Annotated in this window: 24 protein-coding genes; 14 read left to right on the top strand and 10 right to left on the bottom strand. The window is 71.4% G+C overall.

Annotated features, from left to right (window positions below):
* Nucleotides 1–68: 68 nt before the first annotated feature.
* A complete protein-coding gene (locus EW117_RS00330) occupies nt 69–1,388 on the top strand; it encodes an MFS transporter (RefSeq protein WP_129782735.1) in 1,320 nt (439 codons plus the stop codon).
* A 9-nt stretch (nt 1,389–1,397) separates the two neighbouring features.
* Here the strand turns inward: EW117_RS00330 and EW117_RS00325 are convergent, their stop codons facing one another.
* The 3 genes from EW117_RS00325 to EW117_RS00315 all read right to left on the bottom strand — a co-directional run bounded on the left by EW117_RS00325 (nt 1,398) and on the right by EW117_RS00315 (nt 5,455).
* Nucleotides 1,398–2,150 (bottom strand): copper resistance CopC family protein, encoded by a 753-nt coding sequence (locus EW117_RS00325; RefSeq protein ID WP_129782734.1) that lies wholly within the window; start codon nt 2,148–2,150, stop codon nt 1,398–1,400.
* 91 nt (nt 2,151–2,241) lie between these two features.
* Nucleotides 2,242–4,314: an NAD(+) synthase gene (locus tag EW117_RS00320; protein ID WP_129782733.1), complete on the bottom strand. Its 2,073-nt coding sequence runs from the start codon at nt 4,312–4,314 to the stop codon at nt 2,242–2,244.
* Nucleotides 4,315–4,381: 67 nt separating this feature from the next.
* The gene (locus EW117_RS00315; RefSeq protein WP_129782732.1) at nt 4,382–5,455 is read right to left on the bottom strand and encodes a hypothetical protein; all 1,074 of its coding nucleotides are present in this window, start codon (nt 5,453–5,455) and stop codon (nt 4,382–4,384) included.
* 204 nt (nt 5,456–5,659) lie between these two features.
* Between EW117_RS00315 and EW117_RS00310 the strand changes: the two genes are divergently transcribed.
* Nucleotides 5,660–6,115, top strand: a complete 456-nt coding sequence (locus tag EW117_RS00310) for a group II truncated hemoglobin (protein ID WP_129782731.1) — start codon at nt 5,660–5,662, stop codon at nt 6,113–6,115.
* A gap of 12 nt (nt 6,116–6,127) precedes the next feature.
* On the opposite strand, the gene EW117_RS00305 is transcribed toward EW117_RS00310, so the two are convergent.
* Together EW117_RS00305 and EW117_RS00300 are read right to left on the bottom strand one after the other, a co-directional pair.
* Nucleotides 6,128–6,445, bottom strand: coding sequence for a helix-turn-helix domain-containing protein (locus EW117_RS00305; protein ID WP_129782730.1), 318 nt, complete (start codon nt 6,443–6,445; stop codon nt 6,128–6,130).
* The gene (locus EW117_RS00300; protein WP_129782729.1) at nt 6,442–6,810 is read right to left on the bottom strand and encodes a type II toxin-antitoxin system RelE/ParE family toxin; all 369 of its coding nucleotides are present in this window, start codon (nt 6,808–6,810) and stop codon (nt 6,442–6,444) included. Before EW117_RS00300 ends, EW117_RS00305 begins: the two co-directional genes overlap by 4 nt.
* A 169-nt stretch (nt 6,811–6,979) precedes the next feature.
* On the opposite strand from EW117_RS00300, the gene EW117_RS00295 reads away from it, so the two are divergent.
* The 7 genes from EW117_RS00295 to EW117_RS00265 all read left to right on the top strand — a co-directional run bounded on the left by EW117_RS00295 (nt 6,980) and on the right by EW117_RS00265 (nt 14,096).
* Nucleotides 6,980–7,321 carry an HIT family protein gene (locus EW117_RS00295; protein ID WP_207211704.1) on the top strand — a complete coding sequence of 114 codons (342 nt, stop codon included), beginning with the start codon at nt 6,980–6,982 and terminating at the stop codon, nt 7,319–7,321.
* A 302-nt stretch (nt 7,322–7,623) separates the two neighbouring features.
* Nucleotides 7,624–9,288: a hypothetical protein gene (locus EW117_RS00290; RefSeq protein ID WP_129782728.1), complete on the top strand. Its 1,665-nt coding sequence runs from the start codon at nt 7,624–7,626 to the stop codon at nt 9,286–9,288.
* A 74-nt stretch (nt 9,289–9,362) separates the two neighbouring features.
* On the top strand, nt 9,363–10,598 hold the full coding sequence (locus EW117_RS00285) for an amidohydrolase (protein WP_129782727.1): 1,236 nt from the start codon (nt 9,363–9,365) through the stop codon (nt 10,596–10,598).
* Between the two features lie 214 nt (nt 10,599–10,812).
* The gene (locus EW117_RS00280) at nt 10,813–12,204 is read left to right on the top strand and encodes a sensor histidine kinase (protein WP_129782726.1); all 1,392 of its coding nucleotides are present in this window, start codon (nt 10,813–10,815) and stop codon (nt 12,202–12,204) included.
* Nucleotides 12,201–12,866 (top strand): response regulator, encoded by a 666-nt coding sequence (locus EW117_RS00275; protein WP_129782725.1) that lies wholly within the window; start codon nt 12,201–12,203, stop codon nt 12,864–12,866. Before EW117_RS00280 ends, EW117_RS00275 begins: the two co-directional genes overlap by 4 nt.
* Before the next feature lie 140 nt (nt 12,867–13,006).
* Nucleotides 13,007–13,423, top strand: coding sequence for an SHOCT domain-containing protein (locus EW117_RS00270; protein WP_207211703.1), 417 nt, complete (start codon nt 13,007–13,009; stop codon nt 13,421–13,423).
* Nucleotides 13,424–13,628: 205 nt separating this feature from the next.
* Nucleotides 13,629–14,096, top strand: a complete 468-nt coding sequence (locus EW117_RS00265) for a hypothetical protein (RefSeq protein WP_129782724.1) — start codon at nt 13,629–13,631, stop codon at nt 14,094–14,096.
* A 109-nt stretch (nt 14,097–14,205) separates the two neighbouring features.
* Here the strand turns inward: EW117_RS00265 and EW117_RS00260 are convergent, their stop codons facing one another.
* From EW117_RS00260 to EW117_RS00240, 5 genes are all read right to left on the bottom strand, one after another.
* Complete coding sequence (locus EW117_RS00260; protein ID WP_242503987.1) at nt 14,206–16,188, bottom strand: penicillin-binding transpeptidase domain-containing protein; 1,983 nt, start codon at nt 16,186–16,188, stop codon at nt 14,206–14,208.
* A 214-nt stretch (nt 16,189–16,402) separates the two neighbouring features.
* Complete coding sequence (locus EW117_RS00255) at nt 16,403–16,588, bottom strand: hypothetical protein (RefSeq protein WP_129782723.1); 186 nt, start codon at nt 16,586–16,588, stop codon at nt 16,403–16,405.
* A gap of 134 nt (nt 16,589–16,722) precedes the next feature.
* On the bottom strand, nt 16,723–17,979 hold the full coding sequence (locus EW117_RS00250; protein WP_129782722.1) for an RNA polymerase sigma factor: 1,257 nt from the start codon (nt 17,977–17,979) through the stop codon (nt 16,723–16,725).
* The gene (locus EW117_RS00245; RefSeq protein ID WP_129782721.1) at nt 17,967–18,338 is read right to left on the bottom strand and encodes a YciI family protein; all 372 of its coding nucleotides are present in this window, start codon (nt 18,336–18,338) and stop codon (nt 17,967–17,969) included. Before EW117_RS00245 ends, EW117_RS00250 begins: the two co-directional genes overlap by 13 nt.
* Before the next feature lie 184 nt (nt 18,339–18,522).
* A complete protein-coding gene (locus tag EW117_RS00240; RefSeq protein ID WP_242503986.1) occupies nt 18,523–19,227 on the bottom strand; it encodes a hypothetical protein in 705 nt (234 codons plus the stop codon).
* A gap of 296 nt (nt 19,228–19,523) precedes the next feature.
* On the opposite strand from EW117_RS00240, the gene EW117_RS00235 reads away from it, so the two are divergent.
* The 5 genes from EW117_RS00235 (at nt 19,524) to EW117_RS00215 (ending at nt 26,746) form a co-directional block, all read left to right on the top strand.
* Nucleotides 19,524–19,766 carry a hypothetical protein gene (locus tag EW117_RS00235; protein ID WP_129782720.1) on the top strand — a complete coding sequence of 81 codons (243 nt, stop codon included), beginning with the start codon at nt 19,524–19,526 and terminating at the stop codon, nt 19,764–19,766.
* A gap of 65 nt (nt 19,767–19,831) precedes the next feature.
* Complete coding sequence (locus EW117_RS00230) at nt 19,832–22,861, top strand: helix-turn-helix transcriptional regulator (protein ID WP_242503985.1); 3,030 nt, start codon at nt 19,832–19,834, stop codon at nt 22,859–22,861.
* 91 nt (nt 22,862–22,952) lie between these two features.
* Entirely contained in the window at nt 22,953–25,148 is a 2,196-nt protein-coding gene (locus EW117_RS00225; RefSeq protein ID WP_129782718.1) for a SpoIIE family protein phosphatase, read from the top strand.
* 89 nt (nt 25,149–25,237) lie between these two features.
* A complete protein-coding gene (locus EW117_RS00220) occupies nt 25,238–26,260 on the top strand; it encodes a sigma-70 family RNA polymerase sigma factor (RefSeq protein WP_129782717.1) in 1,023 nt (340 codons plus the stop codon).
* Nucleotides 26,261–26,284: 24 nt separating this feature from the next.
* Complete coding sequence (locus EW117_RS00215; protein ID WP_129782716.1) at nt 26,285–26,746, top strand: universal stress protein; 462 nt, start codon at nt 26,285–26,287, stop codon at nt 26,744–26,746.
* The last annotated feature ends 26 nt before the right edge of the window (nt 26,747–26,772 follow it).

Below are 26,772 nucleotides of genomic sequence, written 5' to 3'. Positions count from 1 at the left end.
TACTACGCCAATGAGAGGAAATCGTGGAGAAACCGCCGTCCGAGGTCCCCGACACCGTTGAGGGCGCCATGAGCACCGCCGAGACGGACGCGGGACCCGCCGGAACCACCCCCGATGAAGCCCCGCACGCGCGCCGCAACCTGGTCGTGCTCGTGTTCAGCAACCTGCTGGCCGGCGTTGGCGTCGCGTCCGGTGCGGCCGTCGGCGCGCTGCTCGCGGAGAGCCTGGGCGGCACGTCCATGGCCGGGCTCGCGCAGGCCGTCGGCGTGCTCGCCGCCGCGGTCGCCTCGATCCCGCTGGCGACGCTCGCCCAGGTCCGCGGACGGCGCTGGGCGCTGTCGCTCGGCTACGCCCTCTCGACGGTCGGCGCGCTGCTCATCGTCACGGCGGCCGTGCTGGGCCAGCTCGTCGTGCTCCTGGTCGGCCTCACGCTCTACGGCGTCGCGAACGCGACCAACCTGCAGTCCCGGTACGCCGCCGCCGACAACGCCGGTTCGGGCACACGCGCCCGGACCATGTCGGTGGTCCTGTGGTCCACGACCGTGGGCTCGGTGGTGGGGCCCAATCTCGCGGCTCCCGGCGCCGTCGTGGGCAGCGGATTCGGCGTGCCCGACCTCGGCGGACCCTACCTGTTCTCCGTCGTCGCCTACCTGCTGGCGGGCCTGCTGCTCGTGGCCCTGTACCGGGACCCGGTGGGCAGCGCGGCGGTGGCGAGCGCCACCACCGCCGTCGGACCGCGACGGACCGGGGCGCTCACCGCGCTGCGCTGGGCCTGGGCGCACCCGCGAGCGCGCTTCGCCGTGGTGACCACGGCCGTGGCGCACGGCGTGATGATCATGGTGATGGTGATGACGCCGGTACACATGCAGCACGGCGGGATGTCGCTGCAGCTCGTCGGCATAGTGATCAGCCTGCACGTGCTGGGCATGTTCGCGCTCAGCCCCGTGTTCGGCTGGCTGGCGGACCGCTTCGGCCCGTTGCGGGTCGCCGTCGGCGGGATGGTGCTGCAGGGCGCCGCGGTGGCCCTGGGCTTCACCGCGGCAGCCCTGGTGCCCGACGCCGGGGCACACGCCGGGCACGGTGCCGCCGAGCCGGCCGTCAACACGGAAGTACTGACGGCCGTCGCGCTCGTGCTGCTCGGACTGGGCTGGTCGGCGTGCGTGATCGCGTCGTCGGCGGTGCTGGCATCCGTGGCGGAGCCGCACGTCAAGCTGCCGCTGCAGGGCGCCACGGACGCGCTGATGAACTACTTCGGCGCGGGTTCGGCTGCCCTCGCGGGCCCGCTGCTCGCGTGGGGCGGGTTCCAGGCGGTCAACACGGCGGGCGCCGTCCTGCTCGTGCCCGCGGTGGTGACGGTGATCCTGGCGATCCGCGCACCGAAACCCTGACCTGCCGCGTCAGGCGTGCGGCTTGCCGTCCGGGTTGTCGTTCGGCTTCTCGGAGCCGGGGTCCTCGGAGTCCGGGTCCACGGAGTCGGGCTCGTTCGCCCGGCGCAGCTTGTCGTTCTCGAGAATCTTGCGGCGCATGATCGCCACGACGCCGAGCACGACCAGCACCGCCGCGAGGATCCCGCCGGCCACGACCAGCCCGCTGGCGCCCGCGCCGTCTCCGGCGCCCGCGAGCTCCGTCGCCGTGGTCGGCTCGTCGGCGCCGTCGGGGGCCTGCGTCGGCACGTCGGTCGGCTCGGCCTCCTGCGTGGACATCTCGGGCTCGTCGGTGGCAGCATCCGTGGGCTCGGCCGAACCCTCGACCACGTAGGTGAACTCTCCGTCGATCGGGTGCCCGTCGGAGGAGACGACATGCCATGCGACGGCGTACTCGCCGGGCGGCAGGCCCTCGTCGAGCTGCGCGGTGACCACTTCGTCGTCGACCTGGATGTCGCGGCCCTGCGTGGCGCCGTCCGGGCCGACCACGGCGATCTCGATGCCCGTGTCGAGCGGGGACGCGCTGAAAGTGAGCGAGATGCTCGCCGGGGGCGCGTCGAGCGTCGCGCCGTCCTCCGGGTCGGACGACAGCAGCTGGTCGTGAGCGCTGGCCGGGCCCGCCACCAGCAGCAGCGCGACGAAGGTCAGCACGGCCGCGAACACGGTGATCACCCGGAGGAAGCGACGGTTCCCGGGCCGAGCCAGGGCAACGGATACAGCAGGCATGACGGCACCCTACCCGCCCTGGTTGTGAGCGTGACCGTTGCGACGAGAAGTCCGCTTCGGGCGCAACGATCACGCTCACAGCAAAGGGGAATCAGGCCTCCGGGACGTTCTTCTCCAGCTCCGCCAGCCAGGCCGCCGCCGTCGCGTCCGAGGGCATGCGCCAGTCGCCGCGCGGCGACATCGTGCCGCCCGCCGACACCTTCGGGCCGTTCGGCAGGGCCGACCGCTTGAACTGGGAGGCGAAGAACCGGCGCACGAACACGTCGAGCCAGCGCCGGATCGTCGCCAGGTCGTAGGCGGTGCGCTGCGCTGCGGGGAAGCCGGGCGGCCAGTCGCCGTCGTCCACCGTGCGCCATGCGTGCCAGGCCAGGAACGCGATCTTCGACGGCCGGTAGCCGAGCCGCAGCACGTGGAACAGCGTGAAGTCCTGCAGGGCGTACGGGCCGACCATCGCCTCCGTGGACTGCGGCGTCTCGCCCTCCTCGTGGGGGATCAGCTCGGGCGTGATCTCCTGCTCCACGATCTCGGTGAGGACGGCGTTGACCGGGCTGTCCGCGTCCGGCGCGAACTGCCCGCTGTCGATGGTCCACCGGATGAGGTGCTGGATCAGCGTCTTGGGCACGCCCGCGTTCACCCCGTAGTGCGACATCTGGTCGCCCACGCCGTAGGTGCACCAGCCGAGTGCAAGCTCCGAGAGGTCGCCCGTGCCGAGCACGATGCCGCCGCGGTGGTTCGCCAGCCGGAACAGGTAGTCGTAGCGCAGCCCGGCCTGGACGTTCTCGAAGGTGACGTCGTACTGCTTGGTCCCGTTGGAGTACGGGTGGTCCAGGTCGCGGAGCATCTGCTCGGCGGCCGGCCGGATGTCGAGCTCCTGGAACGTGACGCCCAGGGACTCCGCGAGCCGCACGGCGCGGTCCTTCGTCTCCTTGCCGGTCGCGAAGCCGGGCATGGTGAACGTGTGGACGTCGCTACGCGGCCGGCCCAGCCGGTCCATCGCCTTGGCGGCGACGATCAGCGCGTGCGTCGAGTCGAGGCCGCCGCTGATGCCGATCACCACCTTCGGCTGCCCGATGGCACGCAGGCGCTGCTCGAGTCCCGTGACCTGGATGTTGTAGGCCTCGTAGCAGTCCAGCGCGAGGCGCTCGGCGTCGTCGGGCACGAAGGGGAACCGGTCCACCTTGCGGCGCAGGCCGATGTCGCCCTGCGGCGGGTGCACGCTGAAGGTGATCTCGCGGAAGTCCTCGCCGGCCCCGGTCGAGCCCGTCGCGGCCATGCCCAGCCCGCGCCGGTTGTCGTCGAAGGTGCCCTGCCGGAGGCGCTCCTGCCGCAGGCGGTCCAGGTCGACGTCGACCACGGTGGCGCGCGCACCGTCCGGGAACCGCTCGGTCTCACCGAGCAGGTCGCCGGCCTCGTAGACCATCGTCTGGCCGTCCCAGGACAGGTCGGTGCTGGACTCGCCCTGACCCGCCGCCGTGTAGACGTAGGCGGCGCTGCAGCGGTAGCTCGCGCTGCGCACGATCAGTCGGCGGTCCTCGGCGCGCGCCACGGTGACCGGGCTCGCCGACAGGTTCAGCAGCACGGTCGCGCCCGCGAGCGCCGCCAGCGCGCTCGGGGGGACGGGCACCCACATGTCCTCGCAGACCTCGGCGTGGATCGCCAGCCCGGGGACGTCGTCGGCCCGGAAGATGAGGTCCGGCCCGATCGGCACCTCCTCGCCGAGGAGCGTGAGGGTGCCGCGGTGCTCGTCGCCGGGAGCGAACTGCCGCTTCTCGTAGAACTCGCGGTAGTTCGGCAGGTAGGACTTGGGCGCGATGCCGAGGATCCGCCCGCGGTGCACGACGACGGCGGCGTTCAGCAGGCGGCTGCCGACCAGGAGCGGCGCCCCGACGACGAGCATCGTGGTGAGGTCGCGACTGGCCTCCCGGATGCCGGCGAGGGCGTCGAGCACGGCCTCCAGGAGGATGTCCTGCATGAGCAGGTCGTCGATCGCGTAGCCGCTCAGACACAGTTCCGGGAAGACGGCGACGGCCACGCCGTCGTCGTGAAGCTGCCTCGCCTGATCGAGGACCGCTGCGGCGTTGGCCGCGGGGTCGGCGACGGCGACGGGGATGGTGCAGGCCGCGACCCGGGCGAACCCGTGGGCGTAGGCGGAGTAGAAGTCCACGGTGTCGAGTCTATGGATGCGTGGCCATTCGGTCCGGATCAGGCGGCAGCGTGCTAGCTGGTCTAGTTCAGGATGCGCTCACTCGGGGCGGACCGCCCGAGATCATGCCGGGTGGGGCTGGCGGCTGCACCCGCTGCCTGCGGACGGTTGGCCAGACCCACGCCCATCCCGCCAGGGCTGCGCCGAGGCCGATCACGGCGAGGGGGATGGCCAGGGCGCTCGGCCTGGCCGCCTGCTCGATGTCGGCCACAGCGATCGCAAGATCAGGGTTCGCCGGGTCGTACTTCGCGTCGAAGCCGTCGAAGTACGGCACGACGTTCTCGTACCAGCCGGGAGAGAGCTCCGAATCCACCCTTCGCTCCGGGGCCACAAGCTCCACGGGGACGATCTCGTTTGCCACGGTCACGTGCTCAATGACGATCTCAGCGAAGATCTTGTCCGAAACGGGCCCACCGCCGTCTGCATCGGAGGCAACAACTCGAACAGCCGCGTCAAAGCCATTGGTTACGGCTCCCGACTCGTCGAGATGCATGGCAACGACAGTGTTCCAGCCGCTGCCTGAGAACAGCAGGATGCCGAGTCCTACGGTGATCAGGCCCGCAGCAGCGACCACGTCCAGCGTCCTGCCGTCACGTCGCGGCGAATCCTGACCTGGCGAGGTCGGTGCCAAGCTGAGGACCCGGACGGACCCACCTGCGTTCCGCAAGGCTGGGCGTACCCAGGCAAGCGACCAAATGACGAGGGCGCCGACAACGATCCAGGGCGGGCGTGGATCGTCGAAGAATGCACCCTCCACCTCGTCCTGGGACCGCATCCTGCTGGTGTCCTGCGGACGCTGTGGGTCGTAGTAGATGCTGAACGTACCGCTGTACGGTTCCGGCGCTGGAACCCACTGCCTCTCCGGCAGTCCACGAGAATCGAACGCCACTTCTGGCAATTCGACGTTCCGCGGACCATCGGCGAAGTCCACCGTGGCACGCATCTCTCTGTTGCAGCTCCTGCCGCAGGAGTAATACACCTCGGCATCGTGGGCCTCGGCGACTCTCCCTACCTGGTAGAGATCGTGCGCCACGTCGTAGCGGCTCTGGGACCAACCGGCAAACATGGCAAGACATCCGGCAAGGACGATCCCGATGAACATGACCGTCCGGGCCCCGGCACCTGGGAGCACATACCCGCCAGGCGGCAGAGACGGCTGCTTCCCCATTCGACCCACGCAGACACTCTCGCAGCGGGCAGTTGGGGCAATCAATGCGCTACCGGGTGAACTCCGGGCCGGCGACCGCTCCGTCGCGCGAGAGCGCCGTGCGCCAGTTCATGCGGTCCCGTGCGTAGGCTGACCATCATGGAAAGAGTGCCGGCGCTCTACGAGTCGCTGGGTGGCATGCCCGCCCTCCGCCGCCTCAGCGACGCGTTCTACGAGCGCGTGCTCGCCGACGAGCTGCTCGCGCCGGTGTTCGCGAACTTCAGCCCGCGCCACGTCGAGCACGTCGCCGTCTGGCTGGCTGAGGTGTTCGGCGGCCCGGAGGAGTTCACGACGGCGCTCGGCGGTCACCAATCCCTGTTTCACAGCCACCTCGGGCTGGGGATCCGCGACGAGCACCGGCAGCGGTGGCTCGAGCTGATGTCAGCGGCGGTCGACGACACCTTCCCGGACTCGCCGGACCTGCACGGCCCGCTCATGTCCTACTTCGAGTGGGGCACCGCCATCGCGCAGGAGGTGTCCCAGGACGCCGTCGGCACGGATCTGGGAGACCCGGGACCGACGCCGCGCTGGGGCCGGGACGGCTTGCAGGCCTGAGGTGCGTTCACCTCACGCGATGCCTGCGATGTTGCCGTCGTCGAAGACGATCGCCTGCTGGAGCTCGCCGCCCAGGGCTCTCGCGTAGCGGGCAAGTACCTCCTGGCCGGAGATCTTGCCCTTCTCGATCTGCGAAACCCGCCCCTTGGTGACGCCCATCCGGTCGGCGACCTCCTGCTGCGTCATCCGCCGCTTCTTGCGCAGTTCAGCGAGCCGGTATCCGGTCACCTCGGCCAGGAGCTCTTGCTTGCCACGCTCGAAGGCTTCTTCACCGCCGGCCTTCTCGACGAGGTCGCCTCGGATGTCCGCCCACCGCACGTAACCAGTCACGATGCACCTTCCCCTTCTTCTTCAGCGCGCCTGCTCAGGTACTTCTGATATCGCTCTTCGGCCAGCGGGATTGCTTCGACGTACCACTCTCTCCACCGTCCCGACTTGTCGCCGGCGACCAGGAAGATCGCCGACCGCCACGGATCAAAGACGAAGAGCAGCCGTGCATCACCTGGTCGAAGCTCCTTGAGGTTCGCGATCGAGGAATGGTGGATGGTGTCGACCAACGGCCGGCCCAATCGCGGCCCGCGTTCCGCCAAGACATCGATCGCCTGAGCGACTCGATCGCGTGCCGCCTTGTCGAGCCCGTAGATCCACTCACGCACCTCGTCTACGACGTAGATGCTCCAGTCCTCGTCCGCCATACTGCGAGTTTAGTTATTGATATACATGCTCGCACGGCGAGCGGACGCCTGTCACGCTCTGTCGCTAACGTCACCCCATGGCCCAAGCCACCGACTGCCTCTTCTGCCGCATCGTCCGTGGTGAGCTGCCCTCGACCAGATCGACGAGGACGAGCGCACGCTCACCTTCATGGACATCAACCCGGCGTCCGACGGGCACGCGCTCGTGATCCCGAAGGCCCACGCCCGCGACCTGCACGACGTCATGCCCGAGGACCTGACTGCCTGCACCTTGACCGCGCAGCGGATCGCCGACCGGGCCGTGCAACACCTCGGAGCCGACGGTGTGAACCTCCTGAACTCCGCCGGCGAGGCCGCCTGGCAGACCGTGTTCCACTTCCACATCCACGTGGTGCCGAGGTTCCACAACAAGCCGGACCGCGACTCCCTGCGGCAGCTCCCCTGGACGCCGACGCCGGGCGACCCCGCGCGGATCGCGGCGGCGGCGGAACTCCTGCGCTCGACCCGTTGAGCGAGGCCTGCAGGTTCGAGGCCATTCGCAGATGAGTTTCGCCGGCCACCGGCGCCTGTCCTGCTAGAACGCGGTGCCGACTGGTCAAGCTCGCGGAAGACGGCAAGGCGACCAACCCGGCGTCGCCGGGCTGAGGCGAACGGGCCCGCCGCGGCACAACATCACCCGCGACAGATGCCGATGACGAGCGGGGAGAGACCTAGGATCCGGACGTCGGGCGCACCAGGGCGCCTCCCCCGGATTGGACCCACGCGGTGCCATCACGCCTAGCTGTCTCGACAGCCGCCACCTTGACGCTCCTGATGGCTGCGGTCCCGGCTCCGGCATTCGCCGCCGAGGATGACGCCGACCCCGTTCTCTCGGTCGAGGGGTATCCGCCCCCGGCTTCAGGGAGCCGGGGCATCGTGCCGCTGGGGGATGCCTGGGACGACGAGCTCCATCTGACCTTGTCCGGGGACACCACTCGGGTCCGTTCCTTCTGGGTCGAGGCGCAGGATGTCGATAGCCCGATCTTCCGGTCAACCGTCGATACCGAGGCCCCCTTCGAGACGCGCCTGGTCCCGGCCGACACCGTGCCGGGCAAGGACGTTTCGGTCACCGGATACGCCACGCTCGACAACGGCTCGCTGCTCCAGATCGACTCGGGCACGCACCTCGTTGGAGGTGACCTCGAGCTGGAGGTCTGGCCAGGCACACAACTCTCGCCGGACCACCACCTGCTGAACCTCAGCGCAGCCACGGTGCGCGCCGAGTACCGGTCGGACGTGCACCGCTTCGTGGGCCTGCGATCGGGGGAGCTACGGCTCGACGGTGCCGTCGTCGACACCTGGCAACGTGCGTTCGGTTCCTCGTCACCCGTGATCGGCCGGACCACATCGGCCGGTACGGGCGATCAGCTAACGCTCGGGACACACCGCTGGGACGTCACGGTGACCGACTGGGCCGGTCGCACCGCCACCGCGTCAACGACGTTCCAGGTGGACGAGCCCTTGACGATGAGCGGTCCGACGATCACCGATGCCGCGGGCCGCCGGGTCACGGCGAGCTCCTGGGTCCTCGACGGGGCGCGGCTGCGCTACCGCACGTCGGTGACGCGGTCGCCCGCCTATGACGGGACGCTGTCCTGGGAGGTCTGGGCCGAGAACGGCAACGGCGGATACCCGGTCGCGGGTCTGAACAACGACGCCGACCTGAACGCGTACCCCTGCCTTGACCGTGCGACCTGCAGCTTCCCCCGGACGATCGACAAGACCTGGTTCGCCTCCTGGTGCGGTCGTACCAGGACCCAGGTCACGACGACCCTGACCCACCGCTCGCAGCGGTTCCCGTCCGAGCCCACGGTTTGGACGGACCGCATCCGGGTTTACCCTCGTTCGGCCTTCGCGCTGACGAACGGCACGCGGGCAACCGTCACGGCGGGCACGGCGGTAACGCTCGCGGCTCGTCTCCAGACGCCCGGGGTGAACGTCTCGCGCCGGTTCCCCGGCGAGGCCGTCGTGCTCGAGAAGCGGCGTGCCGGCTCGGCCGCATGGACCGCGGTCACCACCCGTACGACGTCCAGCACCGGAGCGGTCAGCGCCAAGGTGACACCGTCATCGAACTCGCTCTACCGCTGGCGGCACGCTGACCATGTGGGCGTGGCCGGTCCAGCGACGTCGGCGGCGACCACGACGAACGTGCGCCCGAAGGTGACGCTGTCCGTCCGGACCGCTCAACCGAGCGCACGGTCGCTCACCACGATCGGCGTCACGTCATCCAAGCCGCAGCGGGACACATCGATCTACCTGCAGCGGTTGGTCGGTGGCACCTGGCGCACGATCGACGTCAAGGAACAGGGCTCGACGGGAACTGTCACATTCCGGGTCCGGCTGCCGGCCGGGACAGTGAAGCTGCGTGCGAAGACCACGCCGACCACGGCGTACGCCACCGGAACGAGTACGGTGCGCACGCTCGCGGTCACCCCGTAACCGACGTGGGGTGAGCGCTGCCGCCATCGGGAAGCCTGTCCCGACACCTCGTTACCCTGGGTAATGATGTACCCATGACAACCCGCTCCAGCATCGCCATCACCAGCGCCCACGTGGTCCCTGTCGCCACCGAGCCCATCAAGAACGGGACGGTACTGATCGAGGACGGCGTGATCACCGCCATCGGTCAGGACGTGGCAGTCCCGGAGGGCGTCCGGACGATCGACGCCCAGGGCAAGTGGCTCCTGCCGGGATTCGTCGAGGCGTACGGCCACCTCGGTGTTCACGAGGAGGGCGAAGGTTGGGCCGGCCACGACGTCAACGAGATGACCGGCCCGGACGGGTCGGCGCTGCGCGCGCTCGACGCCATCCACGTCGACGAGGAGGGCTTCCGGGACGCCCTCGCCGGCGGCGTCACGACGGCGGTCATCAAGCCAGGTTCGGGCAACCCGATCGGTGGGCAGACCGTCGCGATCAAGACCTGGGGCGGCCGGACCGTGGACGAGCAGGTCGTCAGCGACTCGGTGTCGGTCAAGAGTGCGCTCGGCGAGAACCCGAAGCGGATCTACGGGGACAAGAAGCAGCTCCCGTCGACCCGCCTGGGTGTCGCCAGCGTGATCCGCAAGGCCTTCGTCGACGCGCAGAACTATGTCGCGAAGCGCGACGCCGCGGCGGCCGAGGGAAAGCCGTTCGAGCGCGACCTCGGCAAGGAGACCCTGGCCCGCGTGCTGGCCGGCGAGCTCGCGTGGGACCAGCACACCCACCGCGCCGACGACATCGCCACGGCGATCCGCCTGTCGGAGGAATTCGGCTACCGGCTCGTCATCAACCACGGCACCGACGGCCACAAGCTCGCCGACGTCCTCGCCGAGAAGGACATCCCGGTCATCTACGGCCCGATGTTCACCTCGCGCTCCAAGGTCGAGCTCCGCGACCGGTCGATCCTCAACCTGGTCAAGATGGCGGACGCCGGCGTCCGCGTCGCCATCACCACTGACCACCCCGTCATCCCGATCAACTTCCTGGTGCACCAGGCGACGTTCGCCCTTCGCGACGGCCTGCCCTGGACCACCGCGCTGGCCGCGATCACCACCAACCCGGCGTCGTTCCTCGGCCTGGACACCCGGGTAGGCGCCATCAAGGAGGGGCTCGACGGCGACGTGGTGCTCTGGTCGGGCGACCCGCTCGACACCTCGGCGCGCGCGGAACAGGTCTTCATCACCGGCACCGAGGTCTACACGTGGGACCCGGCGGCCGACGGCGGACGCGGTGCCGGCCGGGTGGTGGAGCGCTCGGCCCGCTTCTCCTGACCGTCCCGCCGAGGTAGAACCCTGGCGAGGTAGGACTCTGGCGAGGTAGGACCGCAGCGCACAAAGCTGCGCCAGGGTCCTACCTCGCCAGGGTTCTACCTCGCCACAGTCCTACCTCGCCAGAGCCCTGCCTCGGCGGGGTGGCACCCCGGGGCGACGCGCGGCGGCACTCCGGGGCGACGCGGCCGGACGCGCCGCGGCGTAGCGTGCGAGCATGCTGGGCACCATCCGTCCGAAGAGCGACGCCCCCGCGGACACACTCACCACCGGGCCCTTCGACCGCACGCGACCGCGCGCCTTCGTCGCGATCGCCGTGGCCGTCGCCGCCAACCTGGGCTCGATCGGCGCCGCACAGGGCCAGGCCTGGGCGACCAGGCCGGGCCTCCTCGGAACGCTCCTGCTGCTGGTGTCGCCCGCGGTGCTGCTGTTCCTGCTTCCCCGGCGTCCGGCGCTCGCCACCGCTCTGTCCGTCGCGGCGACCGTGACGTTCCTGCTGGCCGGCTACCCGTGGGGCCCGGTGTTCCTTGGCCCGGTCGCCGTGCTCGCCGCCGTCATGCTCAGCGGCGACGTGCGGCGGGCCAGACGGATCGCCTGGTCGGGCGCCGCCCTGTTCGCCGGTGGCGTGGCGAGCGTCGCGGTGCTGATCGCCCCGCGCGTCGAGCGGGTCCGGTCCGATCGGCCGTGGAACCCGCACGGCGACTGGGGGCCCGGCTCCTACGGCCCCGGCTGGATGCGTGGCGACGGCGCCTGGCTCCTGACGCCGGACGCGCTGATCGCGGGAGCCGCGTGGCTGACCGTCGTGCTGCTGATCGCGAGCGCCGCGCGGGACCGCATCTCCCGCCGGGTCGCGGCACGAGCCGCCGCCCGGGAGACGGCCGCGGAGCGGGAGCGTACCGCCGTCGCCTCGGAGCGTCTGCGGATCGCGCGTGAGCTGCACGACGTCCTGGCGCACTCGCTGTCCGCCATCAACGTCCAGGCGGGGGTGGGGCTGCACCTGCTCGAGAAGAATCCCGGCCAGGCCCGCGAGGCGTTGTCCAACATCCGCGACACCAGCAAGGACGCGCTCGCCGAGGTTCGTACGGTGCTGGGGATAGTCCGCGAGGGCGCGTCCCCGCCCGCCTCGGTCACGCTGCCCGACGACGCCGCGCCGCTCACGCCGACCTGGGACCTGACGGCGCTGCACCGGCTGGCCGACCAGGCCCGCGCGGACGGGCTCGACGTCGTCGTCGAGCTCGGACCCGACGTGGCCGAGCTGCCCGACCACATCGCCGGGGTCGTGCATCGCGTGGTCCAGGAGTCGCTGACCAACGTGCGCAGGCACGCGCCGTCGGCCCGCCGGGTCACCCTGCGCGTGACCAGGGGCGACGGCATCACCGTGGTCGTGGCCGACGACGGCGTCCTCTCCGGCGGACCGGTCGAGCCCGGCTACGGGCTGCTCGGGATGCGCGAGCGCGTCGAGGGCGCCGGGGGCACGCTCACAGCCGGCCCGCGTCCGGACGGGCCAGGCTGGGAGGTGCGGGCTACGCTCCCGATCTCGACCAGGTCGACCAGCACATCGCGGGTCGAGCCTGTCGAGACCACCACCGAGACCGGAGAGACCGCATGATCGACGTCCTGCTCGCCGACGACCAGGCCCTGGTGCGCGGCGGGTTCCGCGCGCTGATCGACTCCGAGGACGACATGCGCGTCGTCGCCCAGGCAGCGACCGGCGACGACGCCGTCGCGCTGACCCTCGACCACCTGCCACAGGTGGTGCTGATGGACATCCGCATGCCCGGCCTGGACGGGCTGGAGGCGACGCGCCGGATCATCGCGGAGCCCCGGGCCGCTGACGTGCACGTGGTGGTCGTGACGACGTTCGAGCTGGACGAGTACGTCACGGAGGCGATCCGTGCCGGGGCGTCGGGGTTCCTGGTCAAGGACACCGAGCCCGCGGAGCTGGTGCGCGCGGTGCGGGTGGCGGCGTCGGGCAACGCGCTGCTCTCGCCCACGGTGACGCGGCGGCTGCTGGCCAAGGTCGCCGAGGCGACCCGCACGGTCCGGCCGGTTCCGGCGCTGGCGGAGCTCACGCCGCGGGAGCGCGAGGTGCTCGTCGAGGTTGCGGGCGGTCTCGCGAACGACGAGATCGCCGCCAAGCTGTACCTCTCGGAATCGACGGTGAAGACCCACGTCTCCCGGGTGCTGATGAAGACCCGTTCGCGCGACCGCGCGCAGCTCGTGGTGCTCGCGTACGAGGCCGGGCTGGTGCGGCCGGGATGGGCCGGCTGACCGCCCGGGCGCCGGGACTGCCGGCGCGGCACCACGGGTGTAGGGGAGCAGGTACGCGGGGGTGACGACCCCGGCGTCGGGCAGGCGGAGCCTGGTGCTGTGGCCGGAACTACCGGCCGAACCGAATGCTGGAGGTCGACATGCTCACCGCGACGACGGAGGTCCTCGCCAACGGGCCGCACTACGGCTGGGGCGGACCCGGCCCGTTCTTCTTCATCTTCCCGCTGCTGTGGTTCCTGCTGTTCGCCACGGTGATCTTCCTGATCGCCCGGCGGGCGCGGCGCGGGCCGCGCGGCGGATGGGGCGGTCCGTGGGCCGCGCACGCGGCGGCTGGGTCCGACCCGGTGACGCTGCTCGGCACCCGCTTCGCCCGCGGGGAGATCGACGAGGCGGAGTACCGCTCCCGGCTCGCCGTGCTCCGCTCGGCGGACCCGTACCCGACGGCCCACCCGAGCGCCGGCCCGACGGACCAGCCGGCCGCAGGCCCGACGACGCCCGACGCGCCTCCCGCAGCCCCCACGCCCCAGGACCAGCCGCCGACTGACAACGACCGCTGACCCCTCACGAACGTGTCAGACGCTCAGGGCACTCCGGTGACCTGGGCGTCTGACCACATCCGAGGATGCGTCGCACCGCGCACGTGGAAGCGCTCCCGCTATTACCCCGCAGCAATTCGCCTTCCGTCACAGGCGTGGCGCTAGACTCGCGGGCGAGTGCGACCGAACCGCACTCAATGACCCGATGACGTGAGGGAAGTAGATCGTGAGCACCAGCAAGAACTGGGCAACGGCCGCACTGGTCTCCTGTGCACTCCTGCTGTCCGGATGCGCGGCCCTCGAAGACATGGCCAGCGACTTCACGCCCTCCGGCGAAGAGGTCTCGCAGGCCGCACCGTCACCAGTGATCGAGGCGCCGATCAGCACCGGTGAGTACAACCTCGTCGAGTCGTGCAACGCATTCTTCAGCGGCCCGCTCGTGACCGGCATCAGCAACCTCGCGCCCGCCGTCCAGGCACCGCTCAACGAGGAGCTGACCGGCAAGGCCAGCGACGTCAGCAGGAACATCGGCCTGATCATCGGCAAGGCCGACGAGGTCAGCATCGCGCACCTCGAGGCGGTCCGTGCGCCGTTCGACCAGGCACTCGACGGTTCGATCGCCCGCCCCACGGCGGTCAAGAACGCCATCGACGACTACCGGGCCACGTGCACCGAGGCAGGCTTCGAGGGCTGACGCTCCCCTCACGCCGAGGTAGAACCAGGGCGAGGTAGAACCGCAGCCGAGCTTCGGTTCTACCTCGCCAGAGTTCTACCTCGCCAGAGTTCTACCTCGGCGGGGTGGGTCAGTTGCCCGTGAGGAACTCGTGCATCACCGGGGCTGCGTCCGTCGACGCGAGCTCGCCCTCCTCGATGAACACGACTGCCGCCAGGTCGTTCGCCATCGCGACCGTCCAGACGTGGGCCTTGGTCCCGTCACCGAACTGGGCGGTACCGGTCTTCGCCCCGACGATCCCGGGCACGTCCCGCAGCACCTGGGCCGAGCCGTCCTGCACCACCCCGCCCATCAGGTCGCGCAGCGTCGCCGCCTCGTCGGCGGTCAGGTTTCCCGACGGCGCCTCGGCCGCCTCCTCGTCCGACGGCTTCACCATCCACGGCGAGACGGTGTGGCCCGCTGAGACGCTGGCCGCGACCGTGGCCATCGCCAGCGGCGTGGCCAGCACCTGACCCTGCCCGATCATCGACGCCGCGTGCTCCGTGCCCGACGCGTCCGCGGGCACGTCGCCCATCGTGCCTGCCGCGCCGAAGCCCTCGGCCTCGACGCCCAGGCCGAGCGACGCGGCGGCGTCGTGCAGCTGCTGCTGCGTGATCGCCTGGTGCTGGGCGATGAACGCGGTGTTGCACGAGTTCGCGAACACGGTCCGGAACGGCACGGCGTCGCCCAGCGCGGACGCCGGATACCCGGGCACGTTCCGGAACTCGCGGCCCTCGACGTTGATCGTGTCGGTGCAGGGCAGCGTGGAGTCCGGGGTGGTCCCGGCGCGCAGCATCGCGAGCGACGTGGCGATCTTGAACGTGGAGCCCGGCGGGTACTGGCCCAGCGTCGCCGTGTTGTACCCCTCGGACCCGGGACCTGACGCCGCCGCGAGCACCTGGCCGGTGGACGGCTTGATCGCGACGATCGCGCTGGCCAGGTCGGTGATGTCGGCCAGCGCAGCCTCGGCGCGGAGCTGCGTCGCCGGGTCCAGCGAGATCGTCAGCGGCTCGCCGTCCTTCTTCTCGATGGTGAATGCCTCGCGGCCCTCGCCGCCGCCCTCGACCGGCTCGATGGTCACCGCCAGGCCGGGGACGCCGCGCAGCTGCTCGTCGTAGGCGGCCTGCAGGCCCGAGACGCCGACCCTGTCGCCCGCCTTGATCGTGCCCTTGGACTCCTTGATGATCTCCTCGGTCGCGTCGCCGACCGAACCGAGCACGGCCCGCGCGAAGTCGCGGTTCGGTGCGAGCGGCAGCTCATCCGGGATCCCGACGACGCCGTCGATCGCCATGGCCGCGTCGAAGTCGTACTCCGGGTCGTTCTCGCGGATCGTGATGACCTCGATGAACGCCTTGTCACCTGCGGCCTGGACCTGCGCGGCGATGTCGTCGGTGGTCGCCTGGTCGAAGCCCAGCACGTTCCCGAGCTTGGCCGTGGCGGTGTCCCAGCCCGGGCGGGTCTTGTCGATGCCCACGCGGTGCACGGGGGTCATGCCCACGATCGTGTCGCCGCTCGTCGTGACGATCTCGCCGCGCGCCGGCTCGGTGCGCTCGACGGCGAGCCGCTCACCCGGCTCCAGGCCCGGCACCATCACGCCGGTGTTCCATTCGGCCTGCCAGGTCCCGGCCTCACCGTCGGTCGCACCGGGATAGGTGAGCTGCGCGACGGTCTCGTACTCCCAGGCGGTCTTCGTCGCGACGGGCCAGGTCCAGGCGAACGTCGCGGTCGCGGTAGCCGTGCCGTCGTCGCCCTCCTCGACGGGCGTGACGCTCTTGACCGTGACGGTCCCGCCGTCCTCGCCGACGGCGGCCAGGAGCTGCTCGAACACCTGGGTGTACTGCTCGTCCGGCGAAGCCGACGTACCCATGACGAGTGGGAAGTCCGCCGGCGTGCCCGCCTGGAGCGCTGCCGCGAGCTCCTCGGCGGCGGGCTCGGGGTCGGGAATCGGCGGCGGGCGGAGCAGGAACCACAGCCCGACGCCGGCTGCCGCCAGCAACACCACCACGGCGGCGACGATCAGGGCCACACGGCCCCGGCGCCGCGGGGTCGGGGCAACGGGCGGCGGCCCGCCCACGGGCGGAATCTGGGCGTACCCACCTGGTGGTGGCGGGACCGGCGCATGACCATCCGTTGACGGGTGAGGTGACGGGTATCCGCTCATGCCCAGGAGCCTAGGGGCCGGGTCATGATCGGCACGTGTTATCTCCTGGGTGAAATGGGGCGGGTCCAGGTGAAGAAAAGGGCGGAGCCGCCGAACCCCCTGGATCTGCGGCCCCGCCCGTCCGACGTCAGGCGTCGGGATACCGCCAGCGGTCCCGAGGGCGCGTGGCGAGCTTGAGGTACGAGATCGTGGGGACCGCCCGGCCGGCGGCACGAATCCGGTGCTCGCGCCGGTTGAGCAGCTCCATGCGCCGCAGGTCCCGCTCGATCGCGGCGACGTCGCCGCCGGTGATCACTGCTGTGCTGGTCGTCATGGTCGATCCCCGTTCCCTGGCCCCTCTGGTGGCCGCCCTCTACTGGGCAGGACGTACCGGGACCATGTTTCGTTGTGAGGGAGGCCCGGAACCGCGATTCGTGACCGCGGCGAAAATGTCCACCCGGTCGCGGGTCATCCGGTCGCGGCAGCTCGGTCCGTCAGGAAGGCCCGCAGCGCCGGGTCGGTGGTGAGCGACCGCGCCTTGTCGTAGGCGGCGCGGGCTGCGTCGACGTCGCCGACCTCGGCCAGGAGGTGCGCTCGGGTCGCCCACAAGGGCTGGAACCGGCTCGATGCGGGATCGGACGCTGCCACCTCGTCCAGCTCGGCGAGCCCTGCCTCCGGGCTCTCGGCCCGGGCGAGCACCGCCGCGAGTGCCACCCGCCCGCCGAGAGTCGGGGCGACGCGCAGCAGTGCCTGGTGCAGGGTGAGCAGCGCGGGCCAGTCGGTGCGCCCGGTCCGTGCCCGCGCGCAGTGCACGGACTGGACCGCCGCCTCGAGGCGGAACCGGCCGGGCAGCCCGGCGGGCCGGCCGTCGGGGCCCGTGAGGGCGCGCCGGAGCAACGCCTCGCCGCGCTCGATGAGCGCCGCGTCCCAGCGGGCGGCGTCCTGCTCGTCGAGGGGCACGAAGGCGCCGTCGACCTCGCGCGCGTCCGCGCGCGCCACGGAGAAGCACAGCAGTGCGACCAGCCCGAGCACCTCGGGCTCCGGGAGCAGGCGTGCCAGCAGCAGGGCGAGGGTGAGCGCGTCGCCGGTGAGCGACCCGCGCACCTCCGGCGCTGCGCCGCGCCAGTCGATCGCGTAGGCGCCGTACACGGCCTCCAGCACGGGTGGCAGCCGGTCGGGAACCTCGTCGCGGCCGGGGACCCGGAACGGGATGCGCGCGTCGCGGATGCGTCGCTTGGCGCGGACCAGGCGCTGCGCCATCGTGGGTGCGGGTACGGCGAACGCCGCGGCGATGTCGCGCGCCTCGACACCGAGCACGGTCTGCAGCATGAGTGGCGTGCGGATGCCCGCCTCGATGGCGGGGTGGGCGCAGACGAACATGAGCTCCAGCCGGCGGTCCCCGATGGCGTCGGGATCGGGCTCGTCGGGCGGGACCGCGGGCTCGGGCCCTTCGTCGGCGGGGGCCCTGGTGCGCTGGGCCGCGGAGCGGTACAGGTCGCGCAGCCGGTTGCGGGCCACGGTGAGGAGCCAGCCGTCGGGGTTGTCCGGTACGCCGTCGTCGGGCCAGTGCCGCAGGGCGCGCTCGAAGGCCTCGGCGAGGGCGTCCTCGGCGCGCTCGATGTCGCCGTCGCGCGCCGCGAGCAGGGCCAGCAGGCGGCCGTACGACGTGCGGGCCGCCGCTTCGGCGGCAGCCCGCACGTCCTGGCGGTCGGTCAGCTCGTCCACGCGCCGTTCTCGAAGTGGGTTGCCGACGGGCGCACCTCCACGGTGCCCCACTGGACCGACGGCGCCTTCTGCGCCCAGGCGAGCGCGGCGTCGAGGTCCGGCACGTCGAGCACGAACGTGCCGCCGAGCTGCTCCTTGGTGTCGGCGAAAGGACCGTCCTGGATGCGCAGCTCACCGTCGCGTACGGCCACGGTCGTGGTGGACGACGACGGCTGCAGCACCTCGGCCGAGATGAGCACCCCGGCCTGGTCGAGCGCCGTGGCGTAGGCGTCGAACTCGCGCTCGCCCTCTTCCCAGCCACCTTCGCCGAGGTCCTCCGGCGTCATCTCCGGGTAGTGCAGCAAGATGGTGTATCGCATGGTTCTGTCCTCCGGTCGGCGTCTGTCTGACACCGGGGTGACGATCTCGGCGGCGCTCGATCGACAGGTCCGCCGAACTCGCGGGACATGAGTCGCCGGACATGGTTCAGCCCGCCGGACATGGTTCGGGTCGGGGCGACCCCCTGGTGCGCCCCGACCCGTTCTCCCTTGTCCGGTCGATGTGTCAGGCGGTCGGCGCCGCCTTCACCACCGGTCCCCACGCCAGCGGGTCGAGCATGCGGGCATCGTCGTCCGCATTCCCGGCCCACTGGCGTGCGTCGGCGATAGTGGCTTCGAGCAGGTTGCGGAGGCGCGCGTCCACGTCGGGGACAAAGGCCTCGGAGATGCCCTGCACCGCTGTGGAGACGACGCTCGGCGCGGCGTCACGCACGAAGCGCTTGGGCCGCACGCTGGTGCCCGCGCAGAACCGCTCGGCCCAGGCCGCCGTCTTCGGCACGGCCGCCAGCGCGTCCTTGCTCTCCGGCGCGAGCGTCCCCGCCGGGCGGTCCTCCAGGACGTCGAGCATGCGCTCGGAGCCGAGGATCGCGACGGCCAGCGTCTGCTGCCGGTCGGCGGGCGAGACCGGCAGCGCCGTCTGCGCGGCGCGCAGCGCGATGCGCACGTCCCAGCGCGGGTCGGTGCTGGTCAGGCCGATGACCGACGGGATGAGTGGCGCGAGCTGCGGGCGGGCGTGGTCTGCCGTGAGGTCGTTCACCGCGCGGGCCAGCATCGCGATCAGCGGGTGCGTACAGGCGGGGTGGTCGCTCCACTTCTCGCCTGCGAGGAAGGAAGCGAGCTCCATGAAGCACGCGCCCTTCTTGGGGTTGCGGTGCTTCCCACGACCCAGCATGGGCAAGATGTCGTACGTTCCAGCTTCGGTTCCGGTCACGATTCCACCCCCGAATTGGGTCCGCTACTGGTTCCAGTGTGCGTCCGTTGTGACGTAGATCGCAATAGTGAGCCTGTGAACTGGCTGAATTCCGCCCGTCGCGGCGCCACACGCGAGTGCGTCACGGCACCTCAGGCCACCTCAGACCACCTCAGGCACCCCCTGAGGCACCGGTCTGAGGTACCCCGCCGCTCAGGACTGCCCGACCTCCCGATCCGGGCTCCCGCGCCTCAGGACGAGTGTCTTCCTCATCAGCCGGACGGGCACACGGCCCGCCGGGGACATCCGGAGGAATCATGTCGCTGTGGGGACCCGCGCTCGACGCGGAGATCGAGTACCGCCAGACCGAGGCCAAGAAGGCCTGGGGCGGCAAGCGGACGAGCTGGTCGGACCGCAAGGACCGCACCTCTCGTGACGAGAAGTCTCAGAAGAAGGCCCCGGAGAAGCACTCCGAGCGGCCGAGCCGGACCGAGCAGATCAGGAAGGGCATCGGGGGCATGCGTCCGGCGAGCAGCCCTCGGCACGGCCTGTTCGCATGATCGGGACGAGCGCCGGGACGCAAAAGGCTGGGGGGAGTGTCAGTGACCGGTGGCACGATGTGCAGGTGCGACGGTCCACGGCGATCCCCTTGGTCTCCCGGCAGGAGCAGGTTGCCTCCCTCCTGCTGGCAGTGGGGCGCGCCTCGGCGGGCCGTCCCGGCTTCGTCCTCGTGGGCGGCGACGCCGGCGTGGGCAAGACGCGTTTGATCAGCCATGTCGCCCAGGCCGCCGAACAGGCGAGGGCGAGCGTCGTCGTCGTGCACTGTGTGGACCTGGGGCAGGTGGGCATCCCGTACCTGCCGTTCACGGAGGCGCTGACCCAGCTGCAGGCCGGTGCGGCAGGGCCGGACGCCGCCGCGCGGGTCGCCGAGCTGGTGGCGGAGCGGCCGGCGCTGTGGCGGCTCCTGGAGCCCGGCGGGACCGGCGACGCCGAGCACGACGAGCGGCTACAGCTCTTCGAAGGCATCGGGCGCAGTCTCGCGCTCTCCGGTGCACCCGAGCATCCGCTCGTGCTGGTGATCGAGGACGCGCACTGGGCCGACGCGTCGACGCGCGACGTGCTGCGGTTCCTCGCGGCCCGCGCCCGCTCCGAGAACGTACTGATCGTGGTGACCTACCGGTCGGACGACGTCGACCGGCGCCACCCGCTGCGCCCGCTGCTCGCCGAGCTGTCCCGGCTGGAGCACGTCGAGCGGATAGACCTGCAGCCCTTCAACGAGGACGAGCTGCGCGAGTTCACCACTGCCCTGGCCGGCCGGCCGCTGGCGCCCGCGGGATTCGCCGAGGTGCTGGACCGGTCGGAGGGCAACGCATTCTTCGCGGAGGAGCTCCTGGACGCGGGCCCGGACTCGGCCAGCCTGCCCTGGACGCTCACCGAGGTGCTGCGTACCCGGCTCGAACGGCTGGACCCCGAGGTGCAGCAGGTGCTGCGCATCGCGTCGGTCGCCGGACGCCGGGTCCGTGAGGAGCTGCTCCGAGCCGCCGCCGCACGGTCGGGCGCGCTGGACGTCGACGCCGCACTGCGCGAGGCCGTGACCGCGCAGGTCCTCGTCGTGTCAGGCGCGCACCTGGAGTTCCGGCACGCGCTGCTCGCCGAGGCACTGTACGCCGACCTCCTGCCGGGTGAACGGTCCGCGGTACACCGCGCCTACCTCGCGGTGATCGAGCAGGACGGGCCCGACGGCATGCCGATCGGCAGCGCCGCCGAACGTGCACACCACGCCTTCGAGGGCCACGATCTACCCGCGGCGCTGAGCGCTTCCCGCGCCGCGGCGCTCCGGGCTCGTGAGCTGCTCGCCCCGGAGGAGGAGCTGCGGCACTGGGAGCAGGTGCTGGCCCTCTGGGAGTCGGTGCCGGACGCCGAGGAGCGGACCGGCCGTGACCGGGTCGCCGTCGCGCTCCTGGCGGGCGAGGCGGCGGCGCGGGCGGGTGACCCGAAACGCGCGGTCAAGCTGACACGGCGCGCGGTCGACGGCGTCGACGACCCCGTGCGGCGGGCAGGCCTGCAGCACGTGCTCGTGCACCGGTATCTCGACCTGCCGGACTGGGACGAGATACCAGGCCGGCTCGAGGCCGCCGTGGCGGACCTGCGCGCCGCGCTCGACGTGCTGCCGGAGCGCAGCCCGGACCGGATCTGGACGAACGCGCTGCTGGCCCGGGTCACGATGATCATCGACCTGGACGACGACGCCCGCGGGCACGCCGCCTGCGCCATCGAGGAGGCACGGGAGACCGGGCAGTCGGGCGCCCTCGCCGACGCCCTGTCCACGCTCGCCGTGCTCGACGTCGCCGACCCCGACCGGGCCGCGGCGCTCCTCGACGAGGCCCGCACCGCCGCCGCCGACGCCGGTGACGTGCTCACCGAGATGCGGGCGCTCTACAACGCCGCGGCCAACCGCTTCTACGCGGGCGACCTCGCCCCCGCCGAGCAGCGCGTGGGGCAGGCGCTCGCCCGGGCCGAGGAGCTGGGCCTGGCGTGGAGCACGTACACCGTCAACCTGCGGATCCTGCAGGAGATCATGCTGTACTTCCGCGGCGACCTGACACCGCGCTCGGCCGACGGCGTCCCCGCGACGTCCAAGCAGGTGATGGACGCGAGCCGGATGTACGCGGCGGTCGCCCGCGGCGACGACGACGTGATCGCCCGCGGCGAGGCCCTGTTCGACCACTGGAAGAGCGACGGCATGATCGCGCTCCTCGGCGGCGGCTGCCTCGTCGACGCCCTCACCTGGGCCGGCCGGTACGACGACGCGGCGGCGCTGGCCGAGCGGATCACCAGCCACCTCGGCGAGGTGTGGTCCGAGCTGTTCCTCGCCCGGATCTGGCTGTCCGCGCTGGCGATCGCCGCGCTGGCCGACGCCGCGGAGGCGGACCGGTCCGCCGGACGCGTCGGTGCCCCGGGCTCGGCCGCGGCCACGGCTGTCGAGACGCGAGCCGCCGAACGGCTGGACCGGGGCGACTCGCTCCTCGCGATCGCTCGGGAGACGGCTGACCGAGGACGCCCGCGCGGCGGCGTGCTCGGGCCTGAGGGCCGTGCCTGGCTGCAGCGAACTGCCGCGGAGAACGCCCGTCTCCACGCGGTGGTGGGGAACGCACACGGAGCGACAGGCGCCGAGAGCAGCGATCCGACGTCGGCCGCGCTGTGGCGGGAGGCGGCCGCCACCTGGCAGGACACGGTGAACGCGTTCGACTTCGGCTACCGCTACGAGGTGGCCCGCTCGCGCTACCGCTGGGCCGAGGCCCTGCTCGGCGCCGGCGAACGGCAGGCGGCGGAGGTCGAGGCGGCCGAGGCACTCTCGGAGGCGGAGGGGATGGGTGCGAGACCCCTGGCCGACGCCGTCCGTGCGCTGGCCCGGCGGGCCCGGCTCGACCTGCCCGGAGTACGCCGCGCGACGGCGTCAACGCTCACCGAACGCGAGGAGGAGGTGCTCGGTCTGGTCGCGCAGGGCCTGTCGAACCGGCAGATCGGTGAGCGGCTGTTCATCTCGACCAAGACGGTCAGCGTGCACGTGTCCAATCTGCTGGCCAAGCTCGGCGCCTCGGGACGCGCCGAGGCGGTGAGCCTCGCGCACCAGCGCGGCCTGCTCGAGGTGTGACCGCGAGCGCCGGAGACTATCTGCCCGGCGCAAAAGGGACACATCCGGTACATCTGTCGCGCACGCGCCCTTCTCTGGCAATACTGAGCAGATGCCGACGGACCTCCAGGCGTTGCGAGACCTCGAGCACGTCGGTCTCGGTTCACCCACTGCGGACGAGGCATTCGACCGGTTCGCTCGTCTGGTTCGACGCCACCTGCGCGTGCCCGCCGCCGTCGTGTACTTCGTGGTCCGCGAGGGGCAAGTGCTCGCGGGCGCGTCGGGGATGCCGGAGCCCATGCAGTCGAACCGGATGCTGCAGCACCCCGGCACGCTCACCAACGTCATCACTACTCGCGGCGAGCCGGTGGTGACATCTGACGCCCGCGAGGACCCCGTGCTGCGCGACAGCTACCTGGTGCGCGAGATGGGCCTGGTCGCGCTCGCCGGTTATCCGGTCTTCGATCTGCGGGGGCGCGCCGTCGGGGCGCTCTGCGCGGTGGTGGATGAGCCGCGCGAGTGGTCCCAGGACGACCGGGACTCGCTCGCCGACCTCGCCGCGGCGTGCACCGCCGAGCTACGCCTGCGCGCCGAGCGCGAGCGAGCGCGGCGCATCCAGGAGACCGCGGTCCGGGCCAACCGCCGCAGCCGGTTCCTGCTGTCCTTGAGCGAGGCGTTCGCCAACGCGAACACGATGGACCAGGTGGAAGAGGTCATCATCGAGGTCGGCACGGCGGGCATCGGCGCGCGGTACTGCGCGTTCGCCGTGGCCGACGCGGACGGCCGGGGCATCACCTACCGCTCCCTCGTTCACGCGGAGCCGCAGTTCCCCCAGCGGCTCCGGCAGGCCAAGCTGGACGAGCAGCGGCCGCTGGCCGAGGCGGCGCGCACCGGGCAGCCCTTGTTCTTCCGGACGGGCGACGAGATGTTCTCGGCATACCCCGAGGTCAAGGACCTGTGCGACCCGGAGATCGGCGCCCGGGCATTCCTCCCCGTCGTGACGGCCGGGGCCGTGGTCGCCGTCATCGCGCTGTCGTGGGACCACGACCGCGGACCGGACAAGGACTCGTACGCGCTCCAGACCGGCCTCGCGCACTACACGGGACACGCTCTCGAACGCGCACGCCTCCTGGAGGAGCGCCGCGAGTCCGCGAAGACCCTGCAGCGCGCGATGCTCAGCCGCCTGCCCGAGGTACCTCACCTCGACATGGCGGCCACGTACGCGCCGGCCACGCGCTCCGACCAGATCGGCGGCGACTGGTACGACGCCGTGGCGGTCGACGACGACGTGACCATGTTCATGATCGGCGACGTGACCGGCCACGACATGCGCGCAGCGGCCAAGATGGGCCAGCTCCGGTCCCTGCTGCGTGCGTTCGCATGGAGCCACGACGAGTCGCCGTCGGCCCTGCTGTCCCTGCTGGACAAGGCCAACTCGGGCCTGGGGCTGCTCGCCAGCGGGACCGCCGTGGTGGCCCGCCTGGAGCGGGTTCCAGGGGCTTACCACCTCACCTGGTCCACGGCCGGTCACCCGCCGCCCCTCGTGCTCCGGCAAGACGGGAACGTGGAGCGCCTGGCGGTGCTGCCGGACATGATGCTCGGCGTTCGCCCGACGTCGAAACGCACCGACCACGTCACCACCCTTTATCCCGGCGACACCCTCCTGCTCTACACGGACGGCCTCGCCGAGCAGCGCGGCACGACGCCCGACCAGTGGCTGAACCGCCTGCAGAAGACGCTCGGCGTGCTAGGCGACACGGCCACCGCCGCGCTGCCGGTCACCCTGGTGCGCCGCCTCGCATCGGACGACCAGCGGGACGACGTCGCCGTGCTCGCCGTCCGGGTGCGGGCCGCGGCGCCGTCGGGCCCGCCGTCGCTCGGGCGTCCCGCCACGGCGGAACGCAAGCTCGCCCCCTCGCTGTGCGACGTCGGCCCCGCCCGTATCTGGGTCGACGACGTGCTGGAGAGCTGCGGCGTGCCGATGCCGCTGCGCCGCACGGTGATGCTGCTGACGTCGGAGGTGCTGACCAACGCCGTCGACCACGGGCAGGCGCCGTTCACCGCGACCGTCGAGGTCGACCTGAAGCGGCTGCGGATCGGTGTGCGCGACTCGTCGACCGTGCAGCCCGAGCTGCGCGACCCGACGGTCACCGAGTTCGGCGGGCGCGGCGTGCAGTTCCTCGAGCGGCTCGCGTCCCGTTGGGGCGTGGACCGGCACGGTGAGCCTCCGGCGGCGCAGCGCCCGGGGGGCGTACGCACGAACCGGCGGATCGGCAAGACCGTCTGGTTCGAGCTCGACTTGGCGTGACCCGCACACCAGGGTGAACTTCGGCAAGCTGCTTCGGCCAGGGTCGAATCCCGGCCGGCGTGTCAGTGGTCCCGCGTACGGTGTGATGCATGGCACAGACAGCGTCACACCCAAAGCAAAGTACCGGCGGAGACCTCGCCCCGGACGAGCTATCGGCCGAACTTGAGGTCTACCGCCGGGAGCTCACCGGATACTGCTACCGGCTGCTTGGCGGCGCGTTCGACGCCGACGACGCGGTACAGGAGACACTCCTTCGCGCGTGGCGGTCGTACGAGCGGTTCGAGGGCCGCTCCTCGCTGCGCACGTGGCTGTACCGGATTGCCACCAACGTGTGCTTCGACCAGCTTGGCTCCAGCCGGGCCAAGCGCGAGCGGCCCATGGGCCTCGGCGCCTCCGTCGATCCGGTCGAGGAGAGCCTCGCGACGGTGCTGCCCGAGTACGCCTGGGTGGAGCCGGTGCCGACCGAGCACGTGCTGCCCGGAGCCAGCGATCCCGCCGACACGGCCGTCGCGCGGGAGTCGGTGCGGCTCGCGTTCGTCGCGGCCCTGCAGCACCTGCCGGCCAAGCAGCGCGCGGTGCTGATCCTGCGGGAGGTGCTGCGGTGGCCGGCCACGGAGGTCGCCACGCTGCTCGACACCTCGGTGGCCTCGGTGAACAGTGCGCTCCAGCGCGCACGGGCCACCCTCGCCGACAAGGCACCGGACCGGTCGGACACCTCGGGGTCGTCGGCGCCTACGTCGGCGGACGAGTCGAAGCTGCTGGAGCGGTACGTCGAGGCGTTCGAGCGTTACGACATGACGGCGCTGGCCAACCTGCTCCGCGAGGACGCGGTCATGAACATGCCGCCCTACGCCATGTGGCTGGAGGGCATCGAGAACATCCAGGCGTGGCTGCTCGGGCCTGGCAGCGCATGCGAGGGTTCGCGCTGCGTGCCCATCCACGTCAACGGCACGCCGGGGTTCGCGCAGTACAAGCAGGACCCGAAGGGTGGCCACTACCCCTGGGGTGTCGTGGTGCTGGAGAACGACGGCACGCACATCACCGGCATCACCACTTTCCTCGACACGGAGAAGTGGTTCCCCCGATTCGGCCTGCCGAGCCACCTCGACTAGGCATTTGGCAATACCCTCACGAGGGTGACTGTGCGATCCGTGGTGGTCGGCGTCGACCACAAGCACCCAGACCTGGCTCGGCGGGCAGCGTCGCTCGTCCAGTCGCTGGGTGGAAGCCTGATCGAGCTCGTATGTGTGTGGGTGGACGAGACAGCCGTCTCGGACTCACGAGGATTCACCGTGTCGGTGGACCCGGACATTGCCGTGTCCTCCGACGCGTACGGTGCCGACGTCCTGGACGGGCTGAACCGGGCGATGGCCGACGTCGGCCTGCCATGGAGCGCCCTGCGGGGCGCCGGTGACCCGGCCGCCGAGCTGGGTCGCGTGGCCGACGAGGTGGGGGCCGCGATGATCGTCGTCGGCGCCGCACGGCCCGGCCTGCGCGGCTGGGCGACGAACCTCGTGGGCGGGACCGTCGCCGGCCGGCTCATCCATAACCAGCCGCGCCCTGTCGTAGTCCTCCCCGAGACGACGTCGGCCCCGTGAACGATAGGTTCTCCCAAGACCTGTCG

The sequence above is a fragment of the Promicromonospora panici genome (assembly GCF_900608595.1).
Lineage (GTDB): Bacteria > Actinomycetota > Actinomycetes > Actinomycetales > Cellulomonadaceae > Promicromonospora > Promicromonospora panici.
Note: the sequence above shows the minus strand (reverse complement) of the source record. Positions and strands in the feature narration are given on the sequence as shown.

Coding starts and splice junctions, on each gene's coding strand:
- EW117_RS00330 (WP_129782735.1), top strand. CDS start 69: ATGAGCACCGCCGAGACGGACGCGGGACCCGCCGGAACCACCCCCGAT.
- EW117_RS00325 (WP_129782734.1), bottom strand. CDS start 2,150: ATGCCTGCTGTATCCGTTGCCCTGGCTCGGCCCGGGAACCGTCGCTTC.
- EW117_RS00315 (WP_129782732.1), bottom strand. CDS start 5,455: ATGTTCATCGGGATCGTCCTTGCCGGATGTCTTGCCATGTTTGCCGGT.
- EW117_RS00310 (WP_129782731.1), top strand. CDS start 5,660: ATGGAAAGAGTGCCGGCGCTCTACGAGTCGCTGGGTGGCATGCCCGCC.
- EW117_RS00300 (WP_129782729.1), bottom strand. CDS start 6,810: ATGGCGGACGAGGACTGGAGCATCTACGTCGTAGACGAGGTGCGTGAG.
- EW117_RS00295 (WP_207211704.1), top strand. CDS start 6,980: ATGGACATCAACCCGGCGTCCGACGGGCACGCGCTCGTGATCCCGAAG.
- EW117_RS00290 (WP_129782728.1), top strand. CDS start 7,624: ATGGCTGCGGTCCCGGCTCCGGCATTCGCCGCCGAGGATGACGCCGAC.
- EW117_RS00285 (WP_129782727.1), top strand. CDS start 9,363: ATGACAACCCGCTCCAGCATCGCCATCACCAGCGCCCACGTGGTCCCT.
- EW117_RS00280 (WP_129782726.1), top strand. CDS start 10,813: ATGCTGGGCACCATCCGTCCGAAGAGCGACGCCCCCGCGGACACACTC.
- EW117_RS00275 (WP_129782725.1), top strand. CDS start 12,201: ATGATCGACGTCCTGCTCGCCGACGACCAGGCCCTGGTGCGCGGCGGG.
- EW117_RS00270 (WP_207211703.1), top strand. CDS start 13,007: ATGCTCACCGCGACGACGGAGGTCCTCGCCAACGGGCCGCACTACGGC.
- EW117_RS00255 (WP_129782723.1), bottom strand. CDS start 16,588: ATGACGACCAGCACAGCAGTGATCACCGGCGGCGACGTCGCCGCGATC.
- EW117_RS00245 (WP_129782721.1), bottom strand. CDS start 18,338: ATGCGATACACCATCTTGCTGCACTACCCGGAGATGACGCCGGAGGAC.
- EW117_RS00235 (WP_129782720.1), top strand. CDS start 19,524: ATGTCGCTGTGGGGACCCGCGCTCGACGCGGAGATCGAGTACCGCCAG.
- EW117_RS00225 (WP_129782718.1), top strand. CDS start 22,953: ATGCCGACGGACCTCCAGGCGTTGCGAGACCTCGAGCACGTCGGTCTC.
- EW117_RS00220 (WP_129782717.1), top strand. CDS start 25,238: ATGGCACAGACAGCGTCACACCCAAAGCAAAGTACCGGCGGAGACCTC.